This is a genomic window from Thauera aminoaromatica (genome assembly GCF_000021765.1).
Taxonomy (GTDB): Bacteria; Pseudomonadota; Gammaproteobacteria; order Burkholderiales; family Rhodocyclaceae; genus Thauera; species Thauera aminoaromatica.
Genome location: NC_011662.2, coordinates 4132236 through 4152956, shown reverse-complemented (window position 1 = coordinate 4152956; position 20721 = coordinate 4132236). Strand labels below are relative to the sequence as shown.

The 20721-nt window shown below is 72.2% G+C and carries 5 protein-coding genes; all 5 read right to left on the bottom strand.

The features are described from left to right. Positions 1 to 76: 76 nt before the first annotated feature. The 5 genes from TMZ1T_RS18270 to TMZ1T_RS18250 all read right to left on the bottom strand — a co-directional run bounded on the left by TMZ1T_RS18270 (position 77) and on the right by TMZ1T_RS18250 (position 20554). Positions 77 to 670 carry a Uma2 family endonuclease gene (locus TMZ1T_RS18270; RefSeq protein ID WP_012586119.1) on the bottom strand — a complete coding sequence of 198 codons (594 nt, stop codon included), beginning with the start codon at positions 668 to 670 and terminating at the stop codon, positions 77 to 79. 223 nt (positions 671 to 893) lie between these two features. Continuing rightward, positions 894 to 1796, bottom strand: coding sequence for a mitochondrial fission ELM1 family protein (locus tag TMZ1T_RS18265; RefSeq protein ID WP_041589911.1), 903 nt, complete (start codon positions 1794 to 1796; stop codon positions 894 to 896). Between the two features lie 147 nt (positions 1797 to 1943). Beyond that, a complete protein-coding gene (gene cobC / locus TMZ1T_RS18260) occupies positions 1944 to 2534 on the bottom strand; it encodes an alpha-ribazole phosphatase family protein (protein ID WP_012586117.1) in 591 nt (196 codons plus the stop codon). 291 nt (positions 2535 to 2825) lie between these two features. Beyond that, positions 2826 to 4475, bottom strand: coding sequence for a ShlB/FhaC/HecB family hemolysin secretion/activation protein (locus tag TMZ1T_RS18255; RefSeq protein WP_187283065.1), 1650 nt, complete (start codon positions 4473 to 4475; stop codon positions 2826 to 2828). Between the two features lie 50 nt (positions 4476 to 4525). After that, the gene (locus TMZ1T_RS18250; protein WP_012586115.1) at positions 4526 to 20554 is read right to left on the bottom strand and encodes a leukotoxin LktA family filamentous adhesin; all 16029 of its coding nucleotides are present in this window, start codon (positions 20552 to 20554) and stop codon (positions 4526 to 4528) included. Between the last annotated feature and the right edge of the window lie 167 nt (positions 20555 to 20721).

The window sequence follows — 20721 nt, the reverse complement described above, 5'->3', positions numbered from 1 at the left end:
GCGAATTATGTATCGCATATGAGATGCGATCAAGCCAGGCGGTTCCTGTGGCGGGAGCGAAGCCGGGTCGGCCAGATCAATACTCCGGCTTGGGCAGGCGTGCGACCAGCGCGTCCCAGGCGATCGACACGCCCGGCAGCACGCCGATCGGGGTCGCGTCCTTCAGCTCGTAGATCTCCGGCCGGCCGTACTGGCCGTTGTCGAGCAGATAGACAGTGAGGGTGCGGTCCCCCGGGTGCACCAGCCAGTATTCGCGCACGCCGGCGCGCTCGTAGGTGCGGCGCTTGGCGATCTGGTCGTGGGCGGCGGTGCTGGGGGAGAGCACCTCGAGCACCCAGTCGGGCGCGCCGCGCACGCCGCGGCGGTCGATCTTGCGCGGGTCGCATACCACGAGGATATCGGGCTGCACCACGGTGTCGATGGCAGCGTCGGCTTCGTCCTTGCGCGGCAGGCGGACGTCGACCGGGGCGATGTAGGGGCGGCAGGGCTGGCCGTCGAGCTGGTTGCGAAGCTGATAGTAGACCTCGCCGGCGACCTCCTGATGCTCGACCAGCGGTGCAGGTGACATCAGGAAGGCTTCGCCGTCGATCAGCTCGTAGCGTGTCTCGTCCGGCCACTGCAGGTAGTCGGCGTAGGTGTAGTGCTTTTCCTTGCGCAGCGCGAGGCCCATGGCGGTGCTCCGATCCGGTTCGGGGGATAGCGGTATTGTAGGCCGGCGGCGGGCCCGCCTTGTATACGCGATGTTTCGTGTAGGAGCGGCGCCAGCCGCGAATACGGCCGTCGGGTGCGCGACGTGGGCGGACGAAGCTCAACCGCCGCTTTCGCGCCTTGCGGCGCTTATATGGACGCCTCCTACAGAAAACCGTCGCGGTGCGGGGGGCTCGAACTTGTGCTCACGCTCCGAACCGTGCCAGCACCGCCTCGGCCACGCGCTCGGCTTCGGCCAGGCGCTCGGGGGGCGTGCTCAGGCGGCCGGTGCGCTGCCAATCGACGAATGGGGTGACGAAGCCTTCGCGCTGCAGCGCGGCCACGCCTGCGGCGATGCGCGTCTCGCCCAGGCGTGGCACGGCGAGCAGGCCGGTGGCGGCGCCGGCGGTGAGGCTCTCGTACACCATCGACACGCTGTCTTCCGATACCCAGGCCTGCGCGCTGCGCGCGACCTGCTCCATCGCCCAGCCGGGCGGGGTGTCGCGCACCGGGCGCACGTCCACGCCGCGTTCGCGCAGGGCGAGCAGGGCGGACTCGGTCTCGGCGGGCGTGCGTCGCGAGGTGGTCAGCGTCCAGCGCATGCCCGGCGTGGCGGTGAGGATGGCGTCGAGCTGGGCGAGCAGGCCGGCGCTGTCCCAGCCGTGGTGCTTCGACGGCCCGCCGATCAGGAAGAGGCCGCGGTCGGCCGCGCGCTCGGCGCTCGGGCGCGCGGTGTTGAGCACGCCGCGGGTGGCGATGACGTTGGCGCGCGCGGGCGGGGCGTCGTGCTGCGGGATCACGCACAGGTCGAACCAGGCCAGCGGCAGGCTCGGGCGCATCAGCGCGACCAGCTTGCCGCCACGCGCGCGCCGCGCCGCCAGGCCCGCGAGGTGGGTGCGATGGCCGGCGACGAGGATGAGGTCCGGATCGGGCAGGCCGGCGCCGGGCGGGAAGCGTCCGCCGACCCACTGCCAGAGCGCCGCACGCCCGGATGGGGCGTCGATCCAGCGCGTGTCGATCGGGGTTCGTGCGGCCAGCGCCTGCGCCAGGCCCTGCAGCTGGCTGCGGTGGCCGGGCTTGTTGTCGGTGACGAGCCAGAGGATGGTCATGTCGGAGCAGATGCCGGTGATCGGTTTCAGGCTTTGACCGCAGTCCATTGTGGGAAGCGGATGTGATCGGCCATTGCGTTCACGTGTAGCCCAAGCGGTTTGCAGATCCAAAGTCGAACTGCAGATTTGTACGCCTCGGGTGCGGCCTCAGCGATTGAACCACCTCAGCACCGTTCCCCAGTCTTCCACGTCGATCCGCGTCACCTGCCCGCAGCCGAAGTCCAACCCGATCCAGCGTTCGGGCGGCATGCCCAGCAAGTGCCCGGCAATCGCCCGCAGCGGCCCGCCGTGGGCCACGACGACCAGCGCGTCTGGCAATGGGGGGCTGGCCCTGATTCCCGCCGCATCGGGCGTTCGAGGGGTGAGCCCATGTTCCGCCAGCCACTGCAGCACGCGCGTCGCCATCTCGCGCGGGGACTCTCCGCCCGGCGGCCGAAAACCCAGCGGGTCGGCCGCCCAATCGTCGATGGCGCTGCCGATGTCGGTGAAGCTGCGCCCCTCCCAGTCGCCGAAGTGGATCTCCTTGAGCCTTTCGTCGAGGCGCGGCCTACCCAGCGACTCGGCAAGCAGGCGCGCGCGCGCGAGCGGGCTGGCATGCAGTGCGAAGGATTCGGGCAGCAGCGGGCGCAGGCGCTCGGCCACCGCGGCGGGCGATTCGGCCAGGCCGAGGTCGGTCTGGCCGTAGCAGATTCCCGGCTCGACGGCCGGGCGGGGGTGGCGGATCAGGTGAAGTTGCATCGGGGGCGGCGTGGATGAGATCTGACCCCCCGATCATGCCACGCCCTACCCGATGGTTTTCGTAGGAGCGACGCAAGTCGCGACGCGGCCCCGATGGTTTTTGTGGGAGCGACGCAAGTCGCGATGCGGCCCCAATGGTTTTTGTGGGAGCGACGCAAGTCGCGATGCGGCGCATGGTACATGCACCGACCTGTCCGTACGCCGCGATCGCGACTTGCGGCGCTCCCATCGGAGTCTCGGGAAGCGTGGCGGGGCCTTGCAGGAGCGACGGAAGGCACGGATGCGGGTGGACTACATGAACTCCGCCACCAGCATGAAATGCACCTCGTAGCGCCGGTCCTCGTCGGGCAGGCGGTTGAAGGCGCGGGCGAAGGTGAGGCGGGCGTCCACGCGCTCGCCGATCGCGGCGCGCACGCCCCAGCCCGCGCTGCCGAGCTGGCGGTGGTTCGGTTCGAGCGAGTTGGGTGCGCGGTCGGGGGTGACGCGGCCGTGGTCGGCGAAGAAGAAGCCGGTGGCGCGCACGCCGGGCAGGCCTTCGCTCGCGGCGAGCTCGCCGAGCGGGTGATGCAACTCCAGGTTGGCGATGAAGCCGCGGTCGCCCGACCATACGCCCACCGGGTAGCCGCGCACGCTGTACTCGCCGCCGATCTGCAGCTGCTCGCCGCTCGGCAGCGGGCTGTGGCCGCTGTGCTGGTAGTTGAGGCCGGCCTGCGCCGACCAGCCCGGGGCCAGGGCGTGGACGCGGCGCACGAAGGCGCGCCCGAGCGTGTAGTTGCTGCGCTCGAAGCCCTTGGCGCGACCGCCGGTGAGGGTGTAGGTGGCGAGCCAGTAGCCGTGGTCGTCGGCCGCCTGGTGCTCCACGCCGAGGTGGCCGTCCACCGTCTGCGTCTCCTGCAGCGGTACGCTGCTGATCCAGTTGCGCGTCTCGCGCCGTTTGCTGCCCAGCACCAGGTCGGTGCGCGAGCGTTCGCCCAGATGCACCGGTTGGCGCAGCGCGACGATGGTGCCGGTGGAGCGGCCGCTGATGTCGAGGTCGCGCAGCGGGCCCTCGACGATCTCGACGTGGTCCTTGTACGCCGCCAGGCTGAGGCGGCCGCCGCCGCGGTTCACCGGGAAGCTGTAGCCTGCCGAGTAGCTCTCCTGCCCCTTCGCGCCGACCACGCCCAGGCTCAGCTCGTCGCGGAAGCCGAGCAGGCTGCGGTTGGTGTATTGCAGGCCGGTGCGCCACTCGCCCGAGCCCTCGCTGCCGCCGTTGTCGAGGCTCAGGCGCAGGCTGTGGCGCGGCGGCTCCTCGACCAGGATCCTGAGGTCCGAGGTGCCGAAGCGCTGCCCCGCCGCCAGGTCCGCGCGCAGCTGCGCGTCCTGGGTGCGGTTGAAGCGGCGCAGGTCCTGCTCCAGCACCGGCAGGTCGACCAGCTCGCCGGGGACGAGGCCGATGCGCCGGGTGATGAATTCCGCGTCGGTGCTGGCGTTGCCCTCTACCGCGATCTCGCCCACGCGGCCTTCCACCAGGCGGATGTCGACGACACCGTCGGAGACGTCCTGCGGCGGGATCACCGCGCGCGCGGTGACCACGCGCCGTTCGCGGTAGGCCGCGTCGATGCGCGCGGCGAGCTCGCGCAGCTCGGCGAGGCTCACCTCGCGCCCGGTGTAGGGCCCGGCGAGCTCGGCGAGCGCCTCGGCGGGCAGGATGGCCGACTCGGTGAAGCGGATCTCCCGCACCGTGAAGCGCACCGCCTCGCCTGCCGGGGGGGCAGCCGGCGGGGGTGCGGCTTCGCGCCGGACCGGATCGGTGATCTCGCGGCGCTCGAGCTGTTCGAGCTGGCGGCGGCGCTCCTCCTCGTCGATCCGGCGCTGCTGCAACGCGCCGGGATTCGCCGCCGAGGGCAGGGTCTGGGCCAGGGCGGGGGCCGCCGAGAGCGCTGCAGCCAGGATCAGCATGGGTTTCACGATTGCGGGCTCTCCACTGGAGGGGATTGGTCGTTTCGGCCTCATTCTCCCTCCGTTCCGAGCGCGACGGGGGTGGGGGCGATGCGGACCAGGCTCTCTTCCCCGTCCTCGCGGGGCGCTCCGGCAGCCGGCGGGGCGAGATGGATGTCGGCGAGCACGCGCTCGGTGTACTCGACCACGCTCGCCAGCGGGCCATCGGGTCCGCGCACCTCGTGCGAGGCGCGACGGTCGATGACTAAGCTGTCGGTGGCGATCAGGTTGCGATCGAGCGCCAGGGCGAAGGGGGCCCCGCCGGAGTAGAGCTGCACGTCGTAGCCCTGCAGGCGGAAGTTCTGCTGGTCGATCAGCAGCCGAGTTTGCGGATTGGTGACGACCATGCGCTCGCCGACCTGGAAGCGATCGACCTGCAGGGTGCCGAGGGGCAGGTCGAGCCGGCCGGTTCGAGCGGCGATGTCGTCGAAGTGGAATCCGCCCGGGCCGCTCAGCGTCAGGTCCGCGACCGAGGCCATCCCGCCGCCATAGCCCCCGATGGAGCCGACGATCGGCGCGCCACCGCTGGCGAAGACCCGGGCGACGATGTGGTTGCCGCCCAGTCGCAGGCTGCGGCCGACGTCGAGACGATCGATGTCGAGGCGATCGCGCGCGCCGAGGTCGACGTCGCGGGCGTCGATCGAACCGATGCGAGCGTCGCCGTTCTCCACCCGGAGCCCGAGGTCGCGCGCGTCGATCGAGCCGATCTCCGCATTGCCACCCTGAACGCCGAGTTCGACGTCGCGTCCCGCGATGGCGCCGACGCGCAGGTCGCCGCCATCGGCCGCGAGCCGTACGTCCTCGGTCACGCTGGTGACGGAGTCCGCACTGATCGAGCCGGCGGCGCGGATGTCGATCTCGCGTTCGGCGCGTACGTCACCCATGGCCAGCGAACCCGGCGAGTCGAGGTGGATGAGGCCGCCGGAGTCGGCGTTGAAGTGGAGCACGTCGATCTCGAGCGGGTTGCCGCCGATCTGGCCGCCGGCACGGATCGTCAGGGTGGCGGCGGGGGCGGTGCGAGCGATGATGTCGAGGCGCTTGTCGCCACCGTCGAGCACGCTGCCGAAGGCGTCGATGAGGATCGCGCTCTCGGTCGGGTTGCCGGTGAAGATGCCGGTGATGACCGCGTCGCCACCGCTGCGGGGCGCGTCGGGTGCAGCCTGGTGGCCCACGGTGCGCAGGTCGATGGTGCCGACGTCGACCTGGATGCGCGCCGCATCTGCGCCGTCCGCCGATTCCTGCATCAGCAGGTCGGAAGCCTGCAGGAACACGCCGAGGGTGGTGGCGTGGATGTCGGCGAACGGGGTCAGCACCATGCTGGCGCCGGACACCAGGCTGATCGGGCCCGGCCCGGTGACGCGGCCGTCGATGAACATGAAGGTGGCCGAGGACAGCGCGACGGCGTCGCCCGACGTGACATTGGCGATGTTGAAGAACTCGCCCATCGGCCCGTTCAGGTGCGCACCTTCGCCGAAGCGAGCGGTGCTGGCGGAGATGCGCCCGTCCTCGTGCGAGACCGCGACATCGAACGGATTGACGGACGAGCCGATCGCCCCCGTGCGCGAAGCCAGCGCCACATTGCGCGCGAGCAGATTGAGCTCGGGCGCCAGGGGCGCCTCGGTGAACTGGAAGTCGAGGATGGCGCCGCTGGCGTCGAGGCGTACGTCGCCGAGCGCGAACACCGTGTCGACGAAGAGGCCCGACTCGGCCGCGACCCAGGCGTGCCCACCGGCGCGCAGGATCAGGCCGGCGTCGGGCGAGGTGAGCTGAATGCCGAACGGGGTCAGGAACAGCCCGTCGGGGTCCAGCGTTCCGCCGATGCCGGCGCTGGCGGCCTCCAGGATGAGGCGGCCGCCGCTCTTCACGTTGACCGCGTCGGTCGCGCTGGCGAGACTGCTGAGGCCGCCCGCCACCTTGATCCGCGTCTCCCCGCCGGCGACGATGCGGTCGATGCGCAGGTCCTGCTCGGCGCCGATCAGGACATGGCCGCCCGCCCGCGCGCTCAGCGCGCCGTCGGGCGCGACCGCGAGGTTCACCGCCTGCGGCTGGCGCAGGGTGACGATGCGCGGGTTGTCCGGGTCGTCGACCTGGGCGTCGCCGCGTTCGGCCGCGGCCAGCGCGGCGCGCTCGGCCTTGCTCAGGGTGTCGATGCCGGCGGTGGTGTCGATCACCAGGTCCGGACCATAGGCGCCGATGTCGCCGTCGGCGATGAGCGTGACCTTGCGGCCGACGACGTTGGGTTCCTGGATCGTGGTGACGGTGTCGGTGACCTTCTTGATCAGGCCTGCGCCGACCGACAGCAGCAGCTGCGCCTCGGTCCAGCTCGAGCCGCGGGTGATCGCGGCACGCTCGGCGTCGGTGGCGACGTAGCGGAAATCCTCGTCGAAGGCGGTGGTGTAGCCGCCGACCTCGGCGTGCAGCGCGTGGTACTGCGCGCTGCGGTTGGCGGCGAAGGCGGCGATCTCGGCGTCGCTCATGCCCGAATCGGCGAGCACCCGGCGCTCGGTGGCGGTGGGCACGTACTGGTATCCCGGGTCGTAGGCCGCGCCGCCGTCGGCCTGGCGGCCGCGGAGCTGCCAGTACAGGCGGTAGTTGTTGCTGCGACCGTTGGCGAAGGCGGCGACCGCCTCCTGTGCCTTGGCATCGGCGCCCACTGCGACGCCGTCGTTCGGGTCGGGGTCGGCCTTCACGCGCAGGCGCAGCTCGTCCCACAGCGCGGCGAGCTGGTCCTCCGTGCGCGTGTCGACCGAGCCGTAGGGGTTGTTGTCGATCGCGCTGCCGCTGGTGCGGATGCGCACGTCGCCCGCGCCCGACTCCACGCCGATCAGCAGCAGATCGCCGGTATAGGTGCCTGCCGCCGCCGGGTCGGGGTCGGCCTCGTTGGCGAGGTGGATGTTGCCGCGCGCGCGCGCCGACAGGCCGTGGCGGGCGAGCACGTCGGGGTCGAGGCTGGTGCTGTCGCCGCTGCGGATGCGCAGCGGCGTGCCGTTGCCGGCCTCATCCAGCGTGCCGATGCGGCCGTTCTCGGCGACCAGGTCGATGCGCCGCGCCTGCACCAGGGCGTCGGCATCCTTGGCGAGGATGTCGCCGGCGGACTCCAGGGTCACCCTGTCCACCCCGGCGCTGCCGATGCGGCCCACGTTCAGGTTGCCCACCACCTGATCGAGGTGGATCGAGCCGCTGGTGGTGTCGGCATGGACCACGCCGCCTTCGAGCTGGCGAATGCGCAGGGCCTGCTGCGGCTCGCCCGCGGGCGTCGTGCTGCCGATGCCGGTGCCGGCCGACAGCTCGATCGTGCGCCCGCCGACGGTGGCGGTCGCGTTGCCCTGCGACAGGTGGCCGTCGGTGTCGACCGAGGTCGTGCCGCTGCGGTTGTTGAGGCTGCCGGCGAGCACCACGTCGCCGACCGAGTCGATGGCGATGCGGGCGGTGTCGAAGCCGATGTACTCGATCGGGATCGGGTGGTCGGCGCGTACGCTGCCGGTGACCGTGGTCTTGTTGCCGGTGGTGACGAAGTACTGCATGTAGTACGTCGCATTGGCGCACAAGGTCCACCAGTTGCACTTCTTCCAGCTCGCACCCTGGGTGACGGACCGGAAGCCATTGACCGTGGTCGTCGTGGGCACGAACGCGTCCGGGTTGGTCAGGCTCTGCACGCGCAGGAACTCGCCCTGCAGCAGCGGATCGAGGGTGTTCGCGGTGGTGCCGACCCTGTACTGGTCCTGCACCGGGGCCGCGGTGATGCCGAACCAGCCGTTCTGCGAGTACAGGTACTCGTCGGTGCGCACGGAGTTGAAGCCGGTGGCCATCACGTAGCGCAGGTTGGTCGTCGGCGTGTAGGCATCGACGCCGCTGCGCGCCTCGCCCGCCGCGCGCGTGAAGGTGCGCGGCGTGCCCGGCACCGTGTCGCCACTGGCGTCCACCGACAGGTCGGTGATGACGATCCTGCCTTCCGCGCCGCGCCCGGCGTCGAGCGTGTTCACCCGCAGGGTCTTGCCGCTGTCGTTACGCACCTCGATCTGGCCGTAGCCGTCGAGCACGCGCAGCTTGCCGCCGCCGGCCTTGGTGTTGAAGATCTGCCCGAACAGCTCGATGTAGCCGCCCTGCACCTGCACGCCGGCGAGCTCCAGGCGGTCCTCGCGCGCATTGTAGTTGACCGTCACCTGCGTCCATTGCCCCTGCTGCGCGGACGTGAGGCCGCTCACCGAGGCGTTGGAGAGCTTGAAGAACTCGGCGCCGGGCTGGGCGCGCGCGCTCGGGTCGAGCGCTTCGTACCAGGCCTTCGCCGTGGCGAGGTCGACGCTGCTGCCGTCGGGCAGCTCCACCTGGGCCTGCGCGGGGACGTGCACGCCCCACTCGGGGAGGCCGCTCTGGATGGTGCCGTTGATGTTGAGGTAGCGCGCCGCGACCAGCACGCTGCCGTTGGCGACGATGCTGCCGCTGCCGCTGGTGTCCTGCACGATGGAGCGGGTCCCCCCCGAGCCGACCACCTCCTTGAGCGGCGAGGTGGCCACGTGGGTGAAGCTGTCGGTGTAGCTCTGCACGAAGTCGCCGTTGAGGGCCTGCACCTCGACGCTGTTGGCCGCGATCGACGCGGTCTGCTCGAGCCGGATGCCGCCGGCCTCGCTGTGGATGCCGACCAGGCCGCGCAGGTTGGTGATCGCGTCGGTGAGCACGATGTCGGGGGCCACCGGCGCCACGCCGGCGCCGATCGCGCGCGTGGCGTCGGCGTCGTCGAGCGGATTGAAGCGGTTCTCGACCAGGATGGCGGGGGCGTCGCTGCCCGCCTCGGCGGTGACGATCCGCGCGAACGCGGCCGTGCCCGCGCCGCGGTTGATCGCGGCGATGCCGGCGTTGTCGCGCACCTCCACGCCGTTGAAGACCAGCCGGCCACCCGCGTCCGAGGCGATCTCGAGCTTGCCCAGAGTGAGGAAGGACGGCCCCTCGTTGATGATGTGGATGCCGGCGTCGCCCGGCGCGTCGAGCTCGCCGGTGCCGGTGAGGCGGTCGGCGCGCACGTCGATGTCGCCCAGCCGGGCCACGCTGTCGCCGATGCGCAGGAACTTCGCCTGCAGGCCGGCGCCGCTGGCATCGCCGTAGTCGCCGGCGGCGATGCCCTGGCGGATCTTCCCGACCGTGGTCTCGAGGCTGCCGATCTCGGTGTTCACCGCGGCGATCTGGGCATTCTTGGCGTCGAGCGGCGCGTTGTTGAGGGCGATCTGCTGGTTGTTGGCGGTGATCGCGCGGTTGTTGGCGTCGATGGCCGCCTGCCGGGTGGCGACCTGGCCCCGCAGGGCGGCGAGATCGGTCGCGTAGTCGTCGTCGTCCGGATCCAGCGCCGCGATCTGCGCGTTCAATCCCGTGATCTGGTTGCTCAGCGTCGTGTTTTGCGCCGTCCGCGTGCCGTTGTCCTCGTCGAGTGGCTGGTTGAGCGTGGCGACCTGGCCCTCGATCGTGGTCTTCTCGGCCTGCAATTGCGTGCGCGTGGTGCGCAGGCCGCCCAGCTGTCCATCGAGCGCGCCCACGCGGTCCTCGGCCATCTGGCGCGGATTGCTGTCGTTGAAGCCGGGCTCGTCCGGGTTGCCGCCGAAGCCCATCTCGTGGAGTTTGTGCTCCAGGAAGGAGATCTCCGCCCGGTAGGCCGCGGTGGCGATCGCCGCATCGCTGGTGGTGTCGCCCGGGCCTACCGCATAGTCGCGGATCAGCGCCCGCAGGGTCTCGATGCGCGCCAGGATGTCCGCGTAGATGTCCTGCATCCGTGTCGATGCGATGCCGATGCCGTCGGTCTGCTCGATCACCGAACCGTCATAGTCGATGTGCAGGCGCTGCCTGCGCTCGATGCCCACGCGCACGCTGCCGCGGACGTCGACCGTGCTGTCCTGGCTTACGCCGGAGCGTCCGGTGCGGGTCTCGAAGGAGACGTCGCCGCCGCCGAAGAGGTTGCTGAACCAGCTCGCGATCGCCGCCAGGGTCTCGCGGTAGATGTCCTTGCCGATGCCCACGCCCGAGGCGCTCGCCGAGCCTTCCACGGCGTGCAGGGCCACGTTGCGCACCGCGGCCACGTCGGCGCCGGCAGCGACGCTCACCGCGCTGCGGCTGGTGACGAAGGCGTCGGCCACCGGGTCGCGGTTAACCGGGATCGCGGTGTTGTTGAAGACGTCGGTGCGCGCGCTCGCGCCGAGCGCGTTCGCGGTGCCGTCGCTCGCGGCGCCGGCCGCCAGGCGGATGTTGCGTTCCGAACGCAGATCGGCGTCGCTGATCTCGATGCGGTTATCGCCGTCGTACACCGCGGTGCTGCTGCCCTCGGGGGCGACGCCGACCAGGCCGTAGACGTCCACCGCGCTCTGCGAATGGAGATTTGCGCTGGTCCGCGAGCCCATCGCGATGTCGCTCTCGCCCGTGGTCTCGACGTGGGCGCCGTCGCCGACGCGCACGGTCGCGGCCGGGCGTTCGCCCGCGTTGCAGGCGGCGTGCTCCGGCGGGCACACGGTCGACACGACCGACTCGCCGCTCGCTGCCGACACCGCGCCGCCCGAGGCCATCTTGACCCGGTCGCTGGCACCGATCTCATTGCGCGCATCGACGCGGATCCCCGGCGTGGCGGCATTGCCGCTCGTGGAGAAAACGGTCGCGCCCGCGCCGATCCCGGCGAGCGTGTCCGCGAGCAGGATCGTGCGGCTGCCGGCGGCGGGGAAGTCGGCGAGCCCGCCCGAGCTCGACTCCACGTTCCAGTCCGGGCGTGCCAGGCCCGTGCCGGCGAGCAGGCCGGCAGGCGCCCCCTTGCTCAGCGTCGTGCTGGCGTCGAGCTGCACCGTTCCGGCTTCGATCTCGCCCTCGGCGCCGATCGTCGCGGTGGTGGTGGCGCGCGCGAAGTTCTCGGTCTGCGCGCCGCTCACGCCGACCAGCGACGCGTTGGTGTTGCTCATCCAGGCGTCGAAGCTGGAGCCCTGCGTCGCCGCGAGCGTCAGGCTGTCGACCGCGATCGTCGCCGGGTCGCCGGGCTGACGCGCGGCCTTGCTGCCGGTCGTGGCGCTCGTCCTGCTCACGGTCGTGGTGTAGCTCGCCGAGAACGGCACCGAGACCAGCCCGCCGGCACCGGCCACACCGTAGGCATGGTTGGTGGCCTGGCCGTCGGCGAGCACGTTCAGCGTGCCGCCCTCGACCCGGGCATGGTCGCCGAGCGCGGCATGGCTGTCGGTGTTCGAGCCCGCGCTGGCGGTGTTGGCGCCGACCGCCACGAAGCCCGCCGACACCCCGGACACGTAGGCGAGTTGCGAGTGCGTGTTATCCGTCCGTACGGTGGCCGTATCGCTGATCTTCAAGGTGCTGTCGTCGCCAAGCTTCGCGTTCACCGCAGCGTCGTTCAAGGCGGTCGAGCGCGATGCGTTCGCCCCCACCAGCAGGCCGCCGGCGGCGCCGCTGGCGCTGGCGAAGGCGCTGCGTCCGCCGCTCGCTGGCAGCGCCTGGTGTGCGGCCAGCGTGAAGTCGGTGGCGTCGATGAGGCTGCGTTGCCCGATCGTCGCGGAAACCGTGGGCGACATGGTCGCGGTGGCGATCGAGGCGCCGACCGCTCCGCCCAGGCTCACGTTGATGCCGGTGGCGTCGGCGCGTGCACTGCCGGCGCTGTTCGCGTCGACCTCGACCATACGGGCGACCTCGATCCGGGCGTCGTCGCCGATCGTCGCGGAGACGCGGGTGTCGACCACGGCGTCGGCCACCGTGCCGCTGGCAGCGAGGCCGAGCCCGCCCTTGGCGGCGAGCGCGGTGGCGACGGCGGTGTGGCTGGCGTCGGCGAGCACATGCAGCTCGCCGACCGTGTCGCCTGCGACCTGGCCGATGGCCACCTCGTCGCCGATGCTGGCGGTGGCGCCGCCACCGATCGTGCTGCCGGTCACCGAGGCCCCCGCGGCGACCACGCCGACGCTGACGCCGGTGGTCTCGGCCTCCAGTCTGCGGGTGTCGTCGGCCGCGATGTCGACCGCATTGGCACGCTCGATCGCGACCTCGTCGTCGAGGCCGGCCTGCACCGCGCCGGTGGAGCCGATCAGTGCGACCGCCGCGTCGACCGCGACGATGCCGCCGGTGCCGGCGAAGGCGGTCACGTCCACATCCTCGTCGAGCGCCGCGGTCAGGCTCACGCTGCCGGCGGCGCCGGCACGCAGGGTGCTGCCCCGGCCGACGGAGGCGAGGGTGTCGTTGTCGAAATCCGCGACCCCCACGCCGGCGCCGAGGCCGATCGCGCCGATGGCGAGGGCGCCGTCGAGCGCATCGAACTCGACGTCCGTGCGTGCGTCGAGGTCGATGTCCCTGCCCGCCTCGAGGTCCGCATTCTCGCCCACGAAGGCGGCGGTACCGGCGGGCAGGGTGCGGGTTTCCGCCGCGGTGAAGCGGCCGCTCGCGGCGAGCGTGCCACGCTCGTCCTCCACCCGATCGGCGGCCTCGCCGATGCGGCTGTCCGTGTAGCTCCCGAGCAGGGTGGCGACGCTGCCGTCGGTGGCCTGGCCATCGACATAGCTGCCGGCATCGTCGTCGCCGGACTCGAGCCGGCCCTGCGCCTCGTCGCCCAGCCCACCGCCCACGGAATACACGCCGACGCCGCCGGCGAGCGCGCCGATCCCCCCGGCGGCGCTCACCACGTAGCTCTCGATGTCGGTGTTCGCGAGCGCGCTCACGCCGATGTCGCGCTTGGCGCCCACTTCGGCGCGGTCGCCGATCCAGGCGGTGGTGTCGTTGCGGATCACTCCCACATCCACGCCGCCGGCGATGCCGGCCGCGCCGACGCCGAGCGCGCCGGAGACGTTGAAGAGCGCCAACTCGTTGCGCGCACCGACGTTGACGTCCTGCGCCGCGTCGGCGTCGCCACCGCCCCGGTTCACCCGGGCGTCCGCGCCGATCCAGGCCGCGGTGTCCGAATCCACCGTCGCCACCGACACCGCGCCGGCGAAGCCGAGGTAGAGCCCGCCCGCGGCGGCGGCCGAGACGGTGAACAGATCCTCGCTCGACTCCGCCTGCACCTGCACGCCGCGCGCCGTGGCGGTCTCGTCCACGCTCTCGCCCGAGCGCACGACCAGATCGGCGGTGTCCTTGCCGAGGGCATCCACGACCGCGCCCGCGCCGATCCAGGCGCGCGTGTCCTTCTCGATCAGCGTCACGCCCACGCCGGCGCCGACTCCGCCACCGCCGATGCCGAGCGCGATCGTGCCGGCGACCAGGGTCGTGGCGGTGTGGTCGTCCGCCTTCACGCTCACGTTGCCGCCGGCGGCGACTTCGGCTTCGTCGCCGATCGAGGCCGAGGTCGCGTTGTCGAAGCTCAGCACCGACACGCTGCCCGCCACCCCGACCGTGCCCGAGGCGCCCAGGCTGGCGCTGATCGAGACCACCTCCTGACCGGAACTGGCGGCGACCTCGACGTCGCGGCGCGCCTTGACGTCGCTCTGCTCGACGATGGCCGCATGGGTGGCGTGCCGCATCGCCGCCACATCGGCGCCGACGCCTACGCCCACCGTGCCCGAGGCCGACAGCGCGCCGGCGATGCCGAGGTGGAAACTGTCGTTGCCGGCGGCGACGCGCACCGATTGCGCGGCGTTGGCGCCGGTGTTGTCGGCGTTGACCTGCACGCCGGTGTGGCTGGCGCCCTCGGCGAGCGCGATGCTGCCGATCGAGGCGCGGGTGTCGGTCTGGTGCACCGACACTTCGCCCGACAGGGTCACCGCCGCGGTGCCGGCCGCGGCGCCGGTGACCGCAAAGCCCTTGATGTCGTCGCGGTTCACCGCGGTCACCGCGAGCCCGCGGTGCGCGCTCGTGCTCGCGCTGCTGGTGCGTGTGGCGTCGAGCGCCGCGCTGCCGCCGGCGAGGTCGTTCTCGCCGTCGGAGGGGGTGATGCCGGGGGCGGCGACCTCGCCTTCACCCGCAGCCGTGGCAACGTAGTCGATGTCGAAGCCGCCGTCCGCCACCTGTGCCGCGGCGGCGTTGCCGAGCGCGCTCGCCGCGGCGCCGTCGTCGATCCAGGCGTGGGTGGTCTTGTCCACCACCGCGACCGCCGCGCCGGCGCCCACCGCCGCGGTCCCCGCCGCGCCGATCGCGCCGGCGAGCAGGTCGAGGTCGCTGTCGGCGTCGGCCGCGATCACCAGGTTGCCGTCGGAGAACAGCGCGCTGCCCGTCTTCACCGAGGCGAGCGTGTCGATGTCGAGCACCAGCACCGAAGCCGAGCCCTGCACACCGGCCGTGCCGCCCGCGCTCAGGCCCACGCCCACCGAGCGGATCGCCTCCGCGCTGCTGGCGCCCACCGCGAGGCTGTCGCCGCTGCGGGCGATCACGCCCTCGCCGATCCAGGCCGCGGTCTCCTTGTCGATCACCACCACGTCGGCGGCGCCGCCGACGCCGGCGGTGCCCCCGATGCCTACCGTGCCGACGATGGACAGCAAGTCGGTGCGGGCGTGTGCGTGCACCGCAAGGCTGCGGCCCGCAAGGGCCGCGCCGCTCACGCCCTGATTGATGCGTGCGCCGTCGCCGATCCACGCGTAGGTGAGCGGGTTGTAGTCGTTCACCGCCGCGGATGCGGCTACGCCCGCGGTGCCGCCGCCGGCGCCGCCGACGACGACCGAGATGACATCCTGCACCGCGGTGCCGCGCACGCCGATCGCGCCCGCCGCGGCGACGTCGGCCGCGGCGCCGATCGAGGCGCGAGTCTGGTTGTCGACCAGGAAGGTGCCGGCGGATACGCCCACCCCGGCGGTTCCGCCCACGCCGGCCACCCCGGCGACGCCGAGGGCATCGAAGGTGTTGCCCGCGTCGACGTCGATGGCGCCGTCGCTGCGCAGGAAGCTGCGCGCGCCGGTGGCGGCCTCGACCTGGTTCTCCGAGTCGATCAGGCTCAGCACGCCGCCCACGCCGGCCTTGCCCGCGGCGGCCGCGCTCGCGGTGACGGCGGCGAGGTCCATCGCGGCCGTGGCGTCGATGTCGATCGCGGCGGACTGCTCGATGCGCGCGTCCGCGCCGATCGTGGCCCGGGTCTGGCTGCGGTTGACGATGTCGGCGCTGGCCAGGCCCACGCCGACCTTGCCCGCGGCCGACACGCCGCCGGCGAAGGCGGTCGCGGAGGACTGGTTGTCGGCTTCCAGGTCGACCGTGCCATTGGTGTTCACCCGCGCGCCGTCGCCGATCGTGGCCTCGGTGCGTTCGTCGAAGACATTCACCGAGAACGAGCCGGTGACCGCGACCTGCTCGCCGCCGGCGCCGGCGATGGTCTCGGTGTAGTAGTTGCTTTCGCCGAGCAGCACCTGCAGGTTGGCCTCGGTGAAGCGGTTCTCGAGGTCGTCGAGGATCGTCCAGTCGAAGCTCGGCGAGCTGTTCAGCAGATGGTTGCGCCCGGCGAGCTGCAGCCCGGCCGCGGTGACCTCGGCCTGTTCGCCGATCCAGGCATGCTGGCTGTTGTTGGCGCGCAGGATGGCGATCGAGGCGCCGACGCCGACCTTGCCGGCGAGCGCCGCGCTCCAGGCCTTGGCCGCGAGCTTGCTGGTGTTGTCCGCGGTGATGCTGACTTCGCCGGCGTACTCCCCGGTGGTCAGATCGCCGATGCGGACGCCCTCGCCCAGCGAGGCGGAGGTGGTGGACTGCGACCATGCCACCGCAAGTGCGCCCGCGATGCCGACCTTCTCCGCCCCGGCGCCCGCCACGCCTTCTGCGGCGAGCTTGTTGGCGAACTCCGCCGAGGTGTTCTGCGACGATCCGGCGGCAACTTGCACGCCCGCCGCGTCCGCGACCAGCGTGCCGTCGCCGATCGTGGCGGCGGTGTCGTTGCGCGCGATCGCCAACCCGACACCTACACCGATGCCGACCTGGGCGCTGCTCTCGAGCTTGGACACGTCCAGGGTGTTGCCCAGGCCGCGGGCGCTGAAGTCGCTCTGGTTGTGTGCGCCGATCGCGAGTTCACCGCCGACGTCGAGGCGGACGGCAGGATCGCTGTCCGCCCCCTGCGCACGCCCGACGTCCGCGCGCACGTCGTCGTCCATGACCACCACGCCCACCGCGGCCGCCACCGCCAGTTTGTTGCTGTTGCCGGTGGTCTGGGTGCCCTCCTGGGCGTCCTGGTTGTCCTTCAGGGTCGAGCTGGTGCTGGCCTTGTCGCGCTCGGCGGCGGTGGTGTCCTCCTCGGCCTTGCCGCCGGCGGCGCTGGCCTTGGCCACCGCCTCGTAGCTGCGCGTGGCGTCGGCGTCGATGGTGAGATTGCCCTCCTCGCCGCTGGTGGTCGTCTGCAGCGAGCGCTGCAGGCTGGCGGTGGTCGTGGTCGTGCTGAGCACGATCGCGCCCGAGGCGCCGATGCCGACCTTTTCCGATTCGGTGTCGCCCGTCGCCTCGGCCTCGTGCTCGCCGGTGGAGGTGGCGCGGATCTCGACGGCGCCGGCGGCGACGATTTCGGTGCCGGCCTCGACCACGGCGGCCGTGTTCAGCTTGAGGTCGGACAGGGCCACGGCGGCGTCGAGCGCCACGCTGCCCGCAGCGCCTGCCTCGGCGGTGGCGCGGGTGTCGCTGCTGGCGTTGGCGATCACACGCAGCTTGTCGAGGTCGGTGATCTCGGCGCCGCGCCGGATGCGTGCCCGCACCTCGTCCTCGCGGAAGAGGTTGAGCGCGACCGAGGCACCGACGCCGAAGTCGCCGCCGTCGACCGGCTCGTCGGGCAGGGCGGTGGCGCTGGTTTCCGTGGTGCTGCCGGCTTCGAGCTCGACATCGCCACCCTCGGCGTCCGCGCGCGCGCCTTCGAGCACCTCGGCGCGGGTGTGGGTCTCGAGCAGGTTGAGCGCGAGCGCGCCGGCGATGCCGACCTTGCCCGCGCCGGCGCCAGCCTTCGCGCTCGCGCTGAAGCGGTTTTCCTCGTCGTCGCCGAGGATTTCCGTGCCGGCGTTTACGGCGATGCCGTTCGCGGTCACCTGAGCGTCGCCGATCCAGGCCAGGGTGTGGGTCTCGATGCTGTTGACCGCGGCGGCGGCGCCGATGCCGACCGTCGCCGTGCTCCCGGCCGCGCTGCCATCGGCCTCGGCTTCGGCGTCGGTGTTGCTCCAGGCCTCGACCGCGAGCCGGCCGCCGGCCTGCAACTCGATGGCGCTGGCGACGTAGGCCTCGCTGCGGCTGTCGAGCGCGTTCACCGCGACCGCCGCGGCCACGCTGAGCTTGCCCTCGCTCGATTCGGCCGAGCCCGGCTGCTGGGTCTTGCTCGCGCTGCCGTCCTTCTGCTTGTCCTGGGCGAAGCCGGACTGGCGCTGGACCTCGAGGTCCACGCCGTCCTCCGCGCTGCTGCCGTCCTCTTCCTCGCCCTTGCCGCCCTTGGCGCTCGCGCTCGCAGTCGCCGAGCCCTTGTGGGCGTTGTGCGCGGCCACTTCGATCGCGCCCGGGGTGAACACGTCGCGCTGGATGCTTGCGCTGACGCGCTCGGTGAGCACATTGACCGCCACGGCGATGCCGATCGCGGCCTTCTCGCCCTCGGCGCTGCCCTTGGCCGAGGTTTCGACGGTGCTGGAATGGGTGGCGGTGACGCCGACCTTGGCGCCGGCCTGCACGCGTTCGCCGCTGCCGATCACGGCATGGGTCTGGTTGTCGACCACCGCGACCGCGGCCACCGGGGTGGCGGCGATGCCGCCCTCGGCGCCAGCCTCGGCCTCGGTGTGGACGAGGTAGTCGCCGACGGCCTCGACCGTGACGGCGCCCGGGTTGATCAGGCGCGCGCCGTTGGCGAGCTCGGCGCGGCTCTCGTTGGCGACGACGTTGACCGCCACGGAGGCGCCGATGCCGAGGGTGTCGCCGCTGGCGGTGGCGTCCTCGGCGGGGGTCGCGCTGGCCGAGGATTCGCTGCGGTGATCGCTGCCGATGCGGACGGTGCCGCCCTTCGCGTCGGCGCTGCCGGTGATGCGGGCGCGGCTGCCCGCGTCGATGACGTTGAGCGCGAGCGCGCCGGCCACGCCGACGTCGCTGGCACCCGCGCCCGAGGTGGCGGCGGTGGTGAAGCCATTGATCTCGTCGCCCGTGGGCAGGGTTGCCACGACCTCGATGCCCTGTGCGTCGGCGCTGCCGCCGATGCGCGCCTCCGCGCTCGTGCGCGCGAGGTTGAGCGCGACCGCCGCGCCGACGCCGACCGCAGCGCCGGTGCTGCTGCCGTCGGCGACCACGTCCGCCTGGGTCAGTGCCTCGCTGCCGACCGCGAGCATGCCCTCGCTGGTGGCCGCCCGGGTGGCGTCGAGCGCGGCCAGGGTGGTGCTCTCGAGGTCGCTCACCGCCACCGCCGCGGCGACGCTGACACTGCCGTCCGAGGTCGAGGCCTCGTCCTCGTAGTCCGCGAGCGTCCCCTCGGTCTTGCTCGTGCCTGCCGGCTGCGGGCTGGCGCCGCCGGCCGCGGCCTTGGCCGAGGTGGTGACGCGGGTATCCGACTGCGCGTGCACGCCGACACCGGTCTTGCCGGCCAGGCGCGCGTTGTCGGCGGTGCGCGCGCGGGTGGTGCTGCGCACCACGCTGACCGCCACGCTGCCGCCCACCGCGCTGCTGCCCGCGGCCGAGGCGTCGACCGCCGCGTCCACCGTCGTGCGGTTGCTCGCGACGAGCTCGGTCTTGTCCGCCGTGCTGGCGAGCTCGGCGTTGCCGAGCAGATCCACGCTGGCGGTGGTGTCGGCGATGACGATCGCCGCGCCGGCGTCGGCCGGCAGCGCGCCGAGGTCGGGCAGGCCGGGACGGGCGTCGATGGTCGTGGTGGTGGTGGCGCCGAGGCGGGCGGGACCGGCGCTGGTGATCCGGGTGTCGCCCTGGACGCGCACGCTCGCCGCGACGTCCACATCGACCACCGCCAGCGGCACGACATCCGGGGTGGCGATGGCGGCGGTGGCGGTGGCCTCGAGGGTGGCGCGGCCGCTCGCCTCCAGCGTGGATCCGTCCACCTCGATCGTCGCGCTCGTGGTCTTGGTGACCAGCGGCGCCAGCGTGCTACGGTGTTCCGCGCTCGCCTGCAGGTGCAGGTCGCGGCCGGTGAGGGTCGCGCCGCTCGCCTCGATGCGCGCCGCGGTGTCGGACAAGGCGTCGAGCGTGCCGCCGACGGCCTGCGCCTGCAGCGTCACGTCTCCGCCCGCGTGGGTGTCGCTGCCCGCGGCGAGCAGCTTGCCGCCGCTGCCGATGCGGATCGTGGGCGCACGCAGGGCGATGTCGCCCGAGGCGGCGATCGACACGCCGCTGCGCAGGCTGGCGTCGTCGCCGACGTTCACCCGGCGCGAGGAGACCGTGCCGGTGAGCTCGATGCCGCTGTCGCCGACGATTTCGATGCGGCCCTGGTTCTCGACCACCGCGCCGCCCGTCGCCAGGCCGTGCACGTTGACCACGTCGCTGAAGTCGGGGGCACCGCCGGCGAACTTCGCGCCGCTCAGCACCTTGCCGCCCACCGTGATCGAGCCTGCGGACAGGCCGACCTGGTCGGTGGCGTTGACCTCGCCGTCGATGCGGATCTCGGCCGCGGTGTTGCGCGGCGCGCGGCCCTCGACCAGGGCGGCGGCCGAGGCCTCGGCGCCGCCCGGGGCGTCGAAGAAGTCGTCGACGAAGCGCTGGCTGGGCGTGGACACGTGCAGGCTGCCGACGTTGACCTTGCCGCTCGGGCCGACGACGACGCCGTGCGGGTTGGCGAAATAGACCTTGCCGCCGATCCGGCCTTCCTTGATGGCATTGAGCATGCCGTCGATCGTGGTCTTCTGGTCGCGCACCAGATTGATGAGCGCGGCGGCGCCGTCGGGCAGGTGGAGGTTGGCGGTCTCGCCGCTGCCGACATTGAAGCGGCTGAAGGAGTTGACCGCATTGCCGTTGCCGAGGAGGCGGTCGGTGTTGCGGACATCGGCGGCGTTCGTGCCGAGCGGGCTCACGCTGGTCGCGGTGCGGCCGTCGGGGACGATGTCGACCGCCCACGCCAGCTCGGGCACCAGGCCGTGGCTGACGATCAGCGCGCAAGTGACATGGACGACGATTTCCTTCAGGCGCGGCGCAGCTGCGACCGGCTCGGGCTCGCGATGGTGATGCATGGCTTGTCTCCCCCCTGCCCCTCTTGTCGAGGGCGCGGAACCGCGCTTCAGGTCGGGGCTCCACCATGCTTTCCGCGCACGCCTGAAGACGTGTCCGACTTGCCGGAGAAAGACTCCAGATCAACTCATATTGGGTTGCCGACTTGTCGGGAGCAAGTTTTTTTGTC